This is a genomic window from Synechococcus sp. R5-15 (assembly GCF_047462035.1).
Lineage (GTDB): Bacteria > Cyanobacteriota > Cyanobacteriia > Thermostichales > Thermostichaceae > Thermostichus.
The window spans coordinates 1-11,858 of the sequence record NZ_JANSIK010000094.1 but is presented as its reverse complement, the minus strand read 5'-3'; the positions used below and the strand labels follow the sequence as shown (position 1 = coordinate 11,858).

At 58.6% G+C, this 11,858-nt stretch carries 10 protein-coding genes and 1 tRNA gene; 8 read left to right on the top strand and 3 right to left on the bottom strand.

Going from position 1 to position 11,858, the window contains the following annotated elements:
• Positions 1–185 precede the first annotated feature (185 nt).
• Positions 186–644 carry a J domain-containing protein gene (locus tag NW839_RS08695; protein ID WP_414350708.1) on the top strand — a complete coding sequence of 153 codons (459 nt, stop codon included), beginning with the start codon at positions 186–188 and terminating at the stop codon, positions 642–644.
• 8 nt (positions 645–652) lie between these two features.
• Positions 653–1,030, top strand: a complete 378-nt coding sequence (locus NW839_RS08690) for a hypothetical protein (protein WP_414350709.1) — start codon at positions 653–655, stop codon at positions 1,028–1,030.
• Between the two features lie 169 nt (positions 1,031–1,199).
• Here NW839_RS08690 and NW839_RS08685 read toward each other — a convergent pair whose 3' ends face one another.
• The 3 genes from NW839_RS08685 to NW839_RS08675 all read right to left on the bottom strand — a co-directional run bounded on the left by NW839_RS08685 (position 1,200) and on the right by NW839_RS08675 (position 4,434).
• Complete coding sequence (locus NW839_RS08685) at positions 1,200–2,723, bottom strand: AAA family ATPase (protein WP_414350722.1); 1,524 nt, start codon at positions 2,721–2,723, stop codon at positions 1,200–1,202.
• A gap of 219 nt (positions 2,724–2,942) precedes the next feature.
• Positions 2,943–3,989 (bottom strand): thiamine phosphate synthase, encoded by a 1,047-nt coding sequence (locus NW839_RS08680; protein ID WP_414350712.1) that lies wholly within the window; start codon positions 3,987–3,989, stop codon positions 2,943–2,945.
• A 109-nt stretch (positions 3,990–4,098) separates the two neighbouring features.
• Complete coding sequence (locus tag NW839_RS08675; protein WP_414350714.1) at positions 4,099–4,434, bottom strand: hypothetical protein; 336 nt, start codon at positions 4,432–4,434, stop codon at positions 4,099–4,101.
• Between the two features lie 68 nt (positions 4,435–4,502).
• On the opposite strand from NW839_RS08675, the gene NW839_RS08670 reads away from it, so the two are divergent.
• The 6 genes from NW839_RS08670 (at position 4,503) to NW839_RS08645 (ending at position 11,780) form a co-directional block, all read left to right on the top strand.
• A complete protein-coding gene (locus NW839_RS08670; RefSeq protein WP_414350715.1) occupies positions 4,503–5,753 on the top strand; it encodes a lipid-A-disaccharide synthase-related protein in 1,251 nt (416 codons plus the stop codon).
• Between the two features lie 82 nt (positions 5,754–5,835).
• The gene (locus tag NW839_RS08665; protein WP_414350717.1) at positions 5,836–7,689 is read left to right on the top strand and encodes an NAD(P)H-quinone oxidoreductase subunit F; all 1,854 of its coding nucleotides are present in this window, start codon (positions 5,836–5,838) and stop codon (positions 7,687–7,689) included.
• 12 nt (positions 7,690–7,701) lie between these two features.
• Positions 7,702–9,210, top strand: coding sequence for an NADH-quinone oxidoreductase subunit M (locus tag NW839_RS08660; protein ID WP_414350719.1), 1,509 nt, complete (start codon positions 7,702–7,704; stop codon positions 9,208–9,210).
• Positions 9,211–9,246: 36 nt separating this feature from the next.
• A complete protein-coding gene (locus tag NW839_RS08655) occupies positions 9,247–10,428 on the top strand; it encodes a CO2 hydration protein (protein WP_011433407.1) in 1,182 nt (393 codons plus the stop codon).
• A gap of 82 nt (positions 10,429–10,510) precedes the next feature.
• A tRNA-Cys gene (locus NW839_RS08650) sits at positions 10,511–10,582 on the top strand.
• A 34-nt stretch (positions 10,583–10,616) separates the two neighbouring features.
• Positions 10,617–11,780 carry a pyridoxal-phosphate-dependent aminotransferase family protein gene (locus tag NW839_RS08645; protein WP_414350720.1) on the top strand — a complete coding sequence of 388 codons (1,164 nt, stop codon included), beginning with the start codon at positions 10,617–10,619 and terminating at the stop codon, positions 11,778–11,780.
• The last annotated feature ends 78 nt before the right edge of the window (positions 11,781–11,858 follow it).

The following is an 11,858-nucleotide window of genomic DNA, read 5'->3' as shown; positions in this document are numbered from 1 at the left end:
CTCTTGGGGGCTGTCGTAAACCAGCCTAGAGGTTCGGGCCTGTTTTGTTCTCTGGTAGAGCAGAGCAGGCCCAGGGCTACTGAAAGCCCGCTCCGTACCGCTTAGCGGTCGGAGCCGGGTAGTTTACGGAATAGGATCCCCGCATCAAAGTAGCTGGCACAAGGCCCCCTGCGCCGGATCCTCCCATGAAAGACCTTTACCGCGAGCTGGAATTACAGCCCAATGCAACTCTAGAAGAAATTAAAGAGAGCTACAGGCGGCTTGCCAAAGAATACCATCCCGATAAACTTCACCCAGATACACCTGTTAAGGGGCGGCAGTACATTGAGGAAAAGTTTAAGTCTATTCAGGAAGCATACTCGGTCCTGAGTGATCCTGTGAAGCGAAAAGCCTATGACTCCCAAAGGCTTTCCCAGACTTCGCCCACAAAAGGGAGCGGGTATGACCAAGACTTAAAAGCAGAACGCGGTTACAGCACACAAGATGGCAAACCTTGGCCCTTTGACTTCGACAAGATAAAGGAAGCTGCAGAAGAGATAGAACGTCGTAAGAAAAACATCGAGGCCAACTATAACCAAAGAGTGGAGCAAGTTAAGTCTGAGTTAAGGAGAAACTTGATCTCTATCGGAATAAAACTGAGTTAAGGAGAAACTTGATCTCTATCGGAATAAAACAAGAGGAAGCTAAAATTGATCATACCTTTGCCACCAAAAGTGACACTATACCGGGTGCCCTCTCGCTTTTAGTCCTGAGCTTGTTCATTGGTGCCTTAAGTAGCTCAATCGGGCTTGTGCTCTTTCTAATCTCAGTTATTAGTCTTTTTATGGCCATTTTTGATAAAGGATATAGCAAGTCGCAAGTTGAGAGCGCTAAGAAGCTACAGGAAGAGGCAAAATCAGTAATAGCCCAGATAGAGAAAGATAGGAACTCGAAGCTTTCCCAGCTTGAGCTTCACTGTAGAAGTAGGATCGATCATTTTAAAGCTGTCCCTATCGAATCTATATCCCCATTTTATAAGTGGGCTGAGTGAGGAGGATCAGCTATTTTTGCTAACTGCAATGAAGGAAAAGGCAGATGCTAAAAGCCTAGAAGAAAACTTGAAGATAGCGGCTGGAGTTGCTGTGGGTATTGGCATACTAGCCGCCTTATTTGGGCTGGGAGGTGGATTTCACCCATTCTGAATCTCAACATTCTGAATCTCAAGAAGAGGCAAAACACTGCTTCATCTCCTGCAGCACTTGGGCATCTTGAGAGGCCGTTCTGGCACCGGCTTGGGCGGCCCAGCACTTGAGGCTTTCGATTTGGTCGCGGGCAATCGAGGCCAAGGGCACGGTTTCGCGGATGGCCTGCAGGATATCCTCTTGGGTAAAGTCCCGCCGGGCGCCGCTGCCACTGCCCCCAAAGGCGTTGTACATGGCATCTACAATGGCTTGCTCGATCTCGGCACCACTGAAATCCTGAGCTGCGGCTGCCAAAGCTTCCAGGTCAAATTCTCGCAGGCGGCTGGGGCGCAACCGCTGCAAATGCACCCGGAAGATCTCTTTGCGCTCAGCGTGGGTGGGCAGGTTCAAGAAGAAAATCTCGTCAAAGCGGCCCTTGCGCAACAGCTCCGGCGGCAGCAGCGGCACGTTGTTGGCAGTGGCCACAATGAAAACGGGGCTGGTCTTCTCCTGCATCCAGGTAATCAGGCTGCCAAACACCCGGCGGCTGGTACCAGAATCTCCATCGGCACTGCTGGTGATGTTGCCAAAGGCTTTGTCGATCTCGTCGATCCAAAGCACGCAGGGGGCCATCGCCTCCGCCAGTTGGATCATCTGCCGCACCCGGCTTTCCGACTCGCCGACGATGCCGGCAAACAGCCGCCCGGCATCCAATCTCAGCAGGGGCAGCCGCCACTCATTGGCGATGGTCTTGGCGGAGAGGGATTTGCCGGTGCCCTGGATCCCGACCAGCAGCACGCCTTTGGGGTTGGGCAGGCCATAGCGCCGCGCCTCTTCGGTAAAGGCTTCTTGCCGCACTCGCACCCAGGCCTTGAGGTTATCCAGGCCCCCCACACTTTTGAGGGTCTCGCGGGCGGTGAAAAACTCCAGGATGCCGGTTTGGCGGATGGCCTGCTTTTTCTCCTCTAGCACCAGGTCGATATCGGCTTCATTGACCTCCTGCTTGGCGGCCAAAGCGCGGGCCAAAACGCGGCGGATACGTTCTCGGCTCAGTCCCTGACAAGCTTTGACCAGTTGCTCGCGGGCCAGAGGGGTGAGCTTGAGTTTATCTGGGGCCACGTAGAGCTGGATGAGGCGGCTGATCTCTTCGCTATTGGGCAAGGGAATATCGACGACGGTGACCTCCTCTGCCAGGTCGCTGGGCACTTCCAGGGTGTGGCTGAGCAGGATCAGCATCTTGCGGGTGCGCTTGAGCTCGCGGCTGAGGTTTTTCAGCTCCCGGATGATGGGAGCGTTTTTGTCGCTGCTGGCGTTGCGCAACACAAAGTGCAGATCCCGCAGCACAAACAGGGTGTCCTCGTTGGGGGCAGAGCGCCACACCCGCCCCAGTGCCGCCATGATGGAGCCCCGATCCTCGCCTGTATCTTGCCAGCCCCGCACCAAGTCCCAGAACAACAATTGCCGCGGTGGGTCTGTCCGTCTGGCTACTTGGGTTAGCACGGCATCGGCAGGCTCTTCTTCTGGAGAGACCAAGTAAACCAGGGGGTAGCGGGCCCGGATCATCAAATCCAGCTCTGTCACCAGCCCTGCTTGCAGCTCCGCCGGGATCTCGACCAGGGCAGGATCCCTGCTGTCTGGATTTGTTTTTCTTGCGGCTTCTGTCATCGCCTCTGGAGTTTAGAACATCCTTACTTCATCTTCCTCTCACTTGTTCAGAAACCATTTGGATTGGAACAGCCAATAAGCAGCAAAATGCTCACGGTTGAGCTTCACGGTTGATCTTTAGGATAGGGCAGGGATCCCTTGCAGTTCGGCCAGCATGGTGCGGGCTGTCTGGGTGGGATCGGCAGCTTCCATCAAAGCCCGCACCACAGCTACACGGGTGGCCCCAGCTCGACGCACCTCGGGCAGGTTGTGGGGATCGATGCCGCCGATGGCAAACCAGGGCAGGTGGGCTTTCTCGGCAGCCAGGCGCACGTACTCCAGGCCGGCAGGGGGTTTCTCCGCTTTGGTGGGGGTGGGGTAAACGGGGCCGACGCCGATGTAGTCCACGTCGCTGTTCAGGGCTTGGGCCAGCTCTTCGGCGTTGGTGGTGGACAGGCCAATGAGCCGCTGGGATCCCAGGAGGTGCCGAGCTTGGGCGACCGGCAGATCCGTCTGGCCCAGGTGAACCCCATCAGCCTGGCTGACCAGAGCCAAGTCCACCCGGTCGTTGACGATCATCAGCGCCTGGTAGCGGTCGCACAGCTGCCGCAGCTGTTTGAGATCCCGCAGCATCTCGCCGTCGGGGAGGTTTTTGCGGCGATATTGCACCAGGGTCACTCCACCCCGCAGGGATTTTTCCACCACCTCTAGCCAGTGGGGCACAGGGCTGGTCACCAAATAAAGATGGGCTGCCAGGAGACGCTGCCGCAGGGATCCGCCCAGCAGTTCACTTTCCAAGACGTAGAGCCGATAGCGCATGTCTTTGGCCAGCTTGGCCAGGCCAGGGGCCACCCAGTGGTGGGATTCGGCCAACTTGCCGTATTCTTCTAACACCCGCAGGGCTTCTTGCACACGGCTGCAATTGGCTTGCAAGAGGTGGCGGAGATCCCGCCGTTGCTCCTCTTGGGGGTGGGAGATCTGGGTGCCTGGATCGGCGGGGGTATCGCGGGCCAAACGCAGGGGATCGCTGTGCCAGCGGGCTAGGGCTTGGCGCATGGCCTTGCATTCGGCAGAGAGCTCTCCCTCTTCCAGGCCGAAACGAAACCATTCTTCCAATACCCGTAGTCCTTCACGAGCTCGATCGAGGTTGGCATCCAGGATACGGGCGACGGCCTGGGGTTTCATGTTCCCTATACGTGGGAAGAGAGTTGCTTAATTTTTACCAAAAAAATGCGCCTAAAGCCCCGTCCTACCCTTAGCCGGAAGCAAGTCAGTAGGGTGGAGAGTAGTCAATTCACTGTAAATCGGAATGGTTTCCCTGAGGCTGTCCTTGGCCCTGAGGAGAAAGGGAGTGATGCCATAAGGCGTTAAGAAAGGCTTGCTGCGGCGTGTGTCCCCAGGCGAAGGCCCGTGGGCCGGCCCCTTCCGGCAAGTAGGCCCAAGCATAGCGCTCGCAGGCGGGAAAGTAGCGGATCTCCCACCAAGTTCCCCCTACAGGCACATCTTTCACTGCCCGCAAGAAAGGGCCGCGATGGCGGGCGAGGCGCTCTTCTATAAAGTAGGGGCCTTCCAGCTGAAGGGCTTCTACCGCTGCAATAAGCTCGGCTCGTTGTCGCTCATTTCGGATCATCTCCCGGGTTCCCCTCTTGGATTGGCTCTATTCTATGAGGAGATTTCTGGTGAGCTGGGGGATCCCTCTTGATTCAGCCCAGATTGCGCCTACGGCAAGCTGTGGAAACCCAATGGAATCCAACGAATCCACCGCAGGTGCTGTGTCTGAGCAATGGACACGGGGAAGATGAGGTGGGCAGTCGCCTTGCTGTTGCCCTAGTCCAACTGGGGATCCCGGTGCAAGCCTTGCCGATTGTGGGAGAAGGGACAGCCTACCAACGCCAAGGGATCCCCCTGCTGCCCATTGCCCAGGTGATGCCGTCGGGGGGGTTTATTTATCAGGATTGGCGGCAGTTGTGGCGGGATTTGCGGGCCGGTTTGCTGGGGCTGACGGGGCGGCAATTGGCGTTGGTTCGGCGGGCAGCAGCCCAGAGGAACCTGGTGCTGGCCGTGGGGGATATTGTGCCCTTGCTGATGGCGTGGTGGAGCGGGATCCCCTACGTCTTTGTGGGCACGGCCAAGTCGGACTATTACTGGCGAGATGAACGGGGGCCCTACCGACGCCCCTGGATCCCTTTTGGGCAGCCGATTTCCGATTACCTGCCCTGGGAGCGCTGGCTGATGGCCCACCGACGCTGCCTGGGTTCTTTTTTGCGGGATGAGCTGACGGCTACAGCTTTGCAAAAACGGGGCCTAAGGGCCTTTTACCTGGGCAACCCGATGATGGATGGCCTAGAGCCACGCGGGACATTGCCTTTGGATCCCCACCGACCGGCCTTGCTGCTCTTGCCCGGATCCCGTCCGCCGGAAGCCTATCGCAACTGGGCTCTGATGATGCAGGTGGTGGAGCGGCTCCCAACGGAGCTGCAAGTCTATGCTGCCCTCAGCCCCAACCTGGAGCGAGACCCGCTTCAGGCTTGGATCCCATCTCAGCGCAGCGATGTACTTCTGGTTTGGGGGGACTTCGGGGCCTGTGCCCAACGAGCAACGGTGGTGCTGGCCATGGCGGGAACGGCCACCGAGCAATGTGTGGGCTTGGGAAAACCGGTGGTGACCCTGCCGGGAGAGGGACCGCAGTTTACCCCGCGCTTTGCCGAAGCGCAGACCCGTCTTTTGGGATCCGCCGTCCACCTGACCTCAGTGGAGCAGGCTCCCGCCGTGGTTGGCCGGATTCTGGAACGCCTGGCCGCCGATCCCAACTACGCGGCTGAGTTGCGGGCCCATGGACGCCGCCGCATGGGATCCCCAGGGGCCGCCCGGCGCATTGCCGCTCAACTTCGAGATTGGCTCAAGCCATCCGGCCCGGTTTTGGAACCGTTCGAGCCAGACACATTGTGAAATATATTGTGAAATGGGGAGCAGGTCGTTAACAGGCCCGACTTATTGCTGTTAAGTTTAGTTTTCCGTTTTTAAGTATTTGATGGCCTTGAACCTTCTTTTGGGGTTGGAGAGCAGTTGGTGGATCCCTTGCTATGGGTGGGCGGGAACAGCTTTGGCCATTCCCTGGGCAACGGGGTGGGTCAAGGGCAGTGGCCCGCGCCCGGCAGCTTACCTCAACATCCTTCTGACTTTTGCCGCCTTTGCCCATGGCCTTTGGCTGTTGCGGCAGGTTTGGGGTCGGGATCCCCAGATCCTGAACTACCCCTGGTTTCGGGTGGCCGATCTGGATTTGACCCTGTCTTTGGAGATCTCGCCTCTGACAATGGGGGCCGTCGTCTGGATCAGCGGTTTGAGCCTGCTGGCCCAGATCTATGCGCTGGGGTATTTGGATAGGGACTGGGGCCTGGGTCGCTTTGCCGCCCTGATGGGCTTTTTCGAGGGGGGAATGACAGGGATCGCCCTCAGTGACTCGCTGTTTTTCAGCTATGCCCTGCTGGAGATGCTCACCCTTTCCACCTATTTGCTGGTGGGCTTTTGGTACGCCCAGCCTCTGGTGGTGACGGCGGCGCGGGATGCGTTTTTAACCAAGCGGGTAGGGGATCTGTTGCTGCTGATGGGGGTGGTGGCAATTTCCAACTTTTCTGGGGCCTTGACCTTTTCCGGCCTGCGGGACTGGGCGGCTACGACTAGCTTGGATCCGGCTTGGGCGGCTTTGATGGGGTTGGCTTTGATTGCAGGGCCTTTGGGGAAATGCGCCCAGTTTCCGCTGCACCTGTGGCTGGATGAGGCGATGGAAGCGCCCAACCCGGCTTCGATTTTGCGCAATTCGGCAGTGGTGGCCTGCGGGGCTTTTGTGCTGATTAAGCTGCAGCCGCTCTTGGCCCTGTCGCCGATTACGAATGGGGTCTTGGTGGTCATCGGCACGATCACAGCCCTGGGCGGATCCCTGGTGGCCTTGGCGCAAATTGACCTCAAGCGCACCTTTTCCTATTCCACCAGCGCCTACTTGGGGTTGGTGTTTGTGGCAGTGGGAATGCAGCAGCCGGAGCTGGCCCTGGAGTTGCTGCTGATGCACGGCCTGGCTAAGGCGTTGCTGTTTATGGGAGTGGGATCCCTCATCTACACCACCTCTACCCAAGATTTGACAGAGCTGGGGGGCCTGCGCAGCCGCATGCCGGCCACGGTGGCCGCTTTTGCCGTGGGATCCCTGGGGATGGTGGCTCTGCTGCCCCTAGGGTGCTTTTGGACGCTGGCCCGCCTGGCGCTGGTCTACAGCGGGGTGCAGCCGGCCCTGGTGGGGGTGCTGCTGCTGGTGAATGGGCTGACGGCTCTCAACCTGGCGCGGGTGTTTGGCCTGGTCTTTTTGGGATCCCCGCAACCCAAAACCCGCCGGGCCCCTGAGGTGGGCTGGTTGATGGCTCTGCCCATGGGCATCCTGACGGTGCAAACCTTGCTCATGCCCTGGCTGTTGGGGCGCTGGGGGCTCTATCCCGACTGGAACCCGCAGCTGAGGTGGATGGCGGCTCTGCTGACGGCTGCTGGGCTGGTGGGGGCAGCCATTGGCGGCTGGCTGTACTGGGGGGACCAACGGAGGGTATATCTGCCCTGGCCGGAGTTGCAGGATCTGCTGGCCCACGACTTTTACACGGGGCACCTCTACCAAGCCCTGGTGGTGCAACCGGTCAGCGCCCTCTCCCGCGGATTGGAGTGGCTGGATCGCAACGGAGTGGACGGCTTGGTGAACGGGGTGAGCCTGGCCTTTTTCTTCAGCGGCGAAGCCCTCAAGTACACCCTGTCGGGGCGGATGCAACTCTATGTGCTGGTGATTGTCATCGGGATGGTGTTGGTTACAGCTTGGCTACTGCGTTCGCCCCATTTGGGGTTGGCCTATTGATGGGAGAGAGCCATGTTGAGCCTTTTGATTGGGATCCCGTTGTTGGGGAGCATCTTGATTGGGTTGATTCCCGAGCAGGCGGGGAAGGGCTTGCACCGGGCTTTGGCCTTGGGGTTTGGGTGGGTTTTGTTTGGCCTGAGCGCGGGGCTGTTGCTGATCTTTGACCCCCACCTTGGATCCCTGCAATTGGCGGAAAGAATGGCCTGGATCCCCCAGTTGGGCTTGGTTTATGAGGTGGGAGTGGATGGGATCTCTCTGCCTTTGGTGGTGATGACCGGGCTACTGGTGTTGATGGCTATTTGGGCCAGCGGCCAGGTGGAGCGGCCCCGCCTCTACTACAGCTTGGTGCTCATGCTGGCGGCAGCGGTGGCCGGAGCTTTTTTGGCTCAGAATTTGCTGCTGTTTTTCCTGTTCTATGAAGTGGAGCTGATCCCCCTGTATTTGCTCATCGCCATCTGGGGAGGGCCGCGCCGCACCTATGCAGCCACCAAGTTCTTGATTTACACAGCTCTGTCAGGGATCCTGCTGTTGGTAGGCTTTTTCGGCCTCAGTTGGCTGAGCGATGCCCACAGCTTTACCTATACCGTCCTGCAGGCTCACCCCTTGCCCCTGGTGCAACAAACCCTGTTGCTTATTCCCATTCTGCTGGGCCTGGCCATCAAGATCCCCTTGGTGCCCTTCCACACCTGGTTGCCGGATGCCCATGTGGAGGCTTCCACCCCCATTTCCGTGTTGCTGGCAGGTTTGCTTTTGAAGTTGGGCACCTACGGCCTGGTGCGCTTTGGCCTGCAGCTCTTGCCGGATGCCTGGGATCAAGCCGGGCCTTGGCTGGCCGGTTGGGCGGTGGTTAACGTGCTCTATGGATCCCTGAACGCCTTGGTGCAGCAGGATATGAAAAAGCTGGTGGCCTACAGCTCCATTGCCCACATGGGCTACATCCTCTTGGCTGTAGCAGCAGCCACTCCCCTCTCCCTGGTGGGATCCATCTTTCAGATGGTCAGCCATGGCCTCATCTCCTCGCTGCTGTTTCTTCTGGTGGGAGCCGTCTATGCCAACACCGGCACACGGGATCTCAAGCTGCTGCGGGGATTGCTCAACCCGGAGCGGGGCTTACCGCTTATTGGCAGCTTGATGGTGCTAGGGGTGATGGCCAGTGGCGGCACACCGGGCATGGTGGGCTTTATAGCTGAGTTCACCCTCTTTCGGGGCAGCTTTGCCGTCTTTCCCCTGCAAACGCTCCTGTGCATGGTGGGGACGGGATTGACGGCGGCCTATTTTCTGCTGATGGTGAACCGTGTCTTTTTTGGGCGCCTCTCGCAAGTGGCCATAGCCATGCAACGCCACGCCACTGAAGAGCGCCTGCCTGCTGTTGTTTTGGCAACGCTGGTGGTGTTACTGGGCCTGCAGCCTAGCTGGGCAACCCGCTGGGTGGAGTCCACCACCTTGGCCTTGGCCAAGGCTAACCTAGCTGGTGTTGCAGGACTGGTCACTGCCTTTCAGTTTGGGTTGTCTTCCTTTTGATGATTTGATGAGATCGACGGAGTTTCTTTTGCTCCCATGACTGCCACTCTTGCTCCTGCTCCTTCCTGCTTCTTTCTGGCCGGCTTATCTCCTCTGGAGCAACTGCAACTGGCTCCTATTGTCCAGCGCCTAGAGGCAGGGGGAGCCCTTGTGCCGGATGCCCCTGCCAATCGCCTAGAGGTCATTGGCATCCTGCATAGCTACGGCGAGGTGCTGGATGCCTATTCGCGCAATTTGATCTTTATTGCCGACCACCAATTTTTGGAGCTTTTTCCGGCGTTTAAGTATTTCAACGGCGAGATTACCCTGGGCAAATGGCTGCGCTACCTGTGGCATGACCGCATCAACTACGAGTTTGCCGAATACTGCATGAAGGCTATGCTCTGGCATGGGGGAGGGGGGCTAGACCGCTACCTGGATACCCCTGAATTTGTCGAGCGGGCCAAGAGAGCCATCCGGGCCAAAATCCGCTTCAATCCCTTCTTGCAGGGCTTGGGGATCTTGTTTCCCGACTTTGCTCTAGAACAGGTGCGCATGCTGGCTATGTACAGCGGCTTGGGCCAGTTTTGGCGGGTGATGAGCGATATTTTCCTGGCGCTGGCCAAGCGCTCTGAGACAGAACCCCACCTCACCATTCCCGACGTGGTGGCTCACATCCAGCAGGGGTTGGTGGCAGCTGCCGACAAGCCTATCACCTACGCTCCCTGCATCTGGGGCCGCCGCTACGAGATCATCCCTCTCTCGGCGGGTCTGACTTTCCTATCAGATACGGCTATCCCCTATGTGGAAGCGGTGTTTTTCCGCTCCTTTCCGTTTATGGGCACGGTTTCCTACAACGCCCAGGCCCACCAGATCCCGGCTGAGCAGGCTGACTTTGCCTACGGCGCCCTCTACGCCGATCCGCTGCCGGTAGGCAGCGCTGGGATCCCGCCTACCCTGTTGATGCAGGATATGATGCGCCACCTGCCCCCCTACTTGCGAGAGCACTACCGCCGCCAGCCTCGCGGGGATGATGACCTGCGGGTGAAAATCTGCCTTAGCTTCCAAAAGGCCATGTTCTGTGTTACCACTGCCGCCCTGCGGGCTCTTGCCCCCTTCCCTCTGGAAACTCAGGATCCCCAGCAGCAGTTGGCCAACCGCAAGTTTCTGGCTCCTTGGCTGCAGCGCCTGCTGGGATCCCGTCTGTTAAAGGTGCAGGAAGAAAGGGTTGAGGCCTAGCTGAGCTGGGAACTGCTACTTTTAGTTACTGGAAGGGGGATCCCCTTTTCGGATACAATATCTGCGCCCAGTTGAGCAATGGGGTGGCGTAGCCAAGTGGTAAGGCAGAGGTCTGCAAAACCTCTATGCGCCAGTTCGAATCTGGCCGCCACCTTTTAAACCTTACTTGCATCCCAAGCAGGGCAAGCATGAAAGACAAGCTGATATTGATGATCCCCGGCCCCACTCCCGTTCCCGAGAGTGCGCTGCTGGCGATGGCACGGGGGCCCATCGAGCACCGCAGCAAAGAGTTCACCGCCATTTTGGAAGAGGTCACCGATGGGTTGCGCTGGCTGCACCAAACCGCCTCCGATGTGTTTGTCTTTTCCGCCAGTGGCACTGGTGCCATGGAAGCCGCGATCCTCAACACCCTCAGCCCTGGGGATCGGGTTTTGGTGGGGGTGAACGGCAAGTTTGGGGAGCGCTGGGCGGAAATGTCCGAGCAGTTTGGCCTTCAGTGTGAGCGGGTGGAAACCCCCTGGGGGATCCCTTACCCCGTCGAGATCTTCCAAGAAAAGCTGGCTGCCGACCGGGAAAAAACCATCAAAGCCGTCATCCTCACCCACTCGGAGACTTCCAGCGGCGTAGCCAACGATGTCCAAGCCATTGCTGCTGCTGCCCGCGAGCACGGGGAAGCCCTCGTCCTGGTGGATGGGGTCACCAGCGTGGGGGCAATGCCGGTGTTAATGGACGAATGGGGCTTGGATGTGGTGGCCTCGGGATCCCAGAAGGGCTATATGATCCCACCAGGGCTGGGATTTGTGGCCGTCAGCCCGCGGGCCATGGCCGCTACGGAGCGCTCTAGGTTTCCCAAGTACTACTGGAGCTTTAAGCTGGCGCAAAAGGCCCTGCGCCAAGGCACCACTCCCTTTACACCGGCGGTGAACCTGTTTTACGCCCTGCAGGTTACCCTGCGCATGATGCGCGCAGAAGGGTTGGAAGCCATCTACCGGCGTCATGCCAAGCTGGCCCAGGCCACCCGTGCTGGCGTCAAGGCTCTGGGGCTAAAGCTCTTGGTTGATCCAGAGTCAGCGGCCAGTCCTTCGGTAACAGCTGTACTCGCTCCCGAAGGGATCAACGCTGACACCATCCGCAGCACCTTGAAGAAACACTTCGACATCGCCCTTGCCGCTGGACAAGACCACCTCAAGGGCAAAATCTTCCGCATTGGCCATTTGGGCTTTATCAGCGACCGCGATGTGCTGATGACCTTGGCTGCTCTGGAGTCAGCTTTACACACCGTGGGCTACAGCGACTTCACCCCAGGGGCGGGAACTCGCGCCGCCGAGGAAGTATTGGCCCACGGCTTCTGAGCCCCCAGCTCAGCTAGAAATCGCAGGAGCCCCGCACTGTACCCGTAGGGTCAGTGCCGGGAGGAATGCGCTTTGATG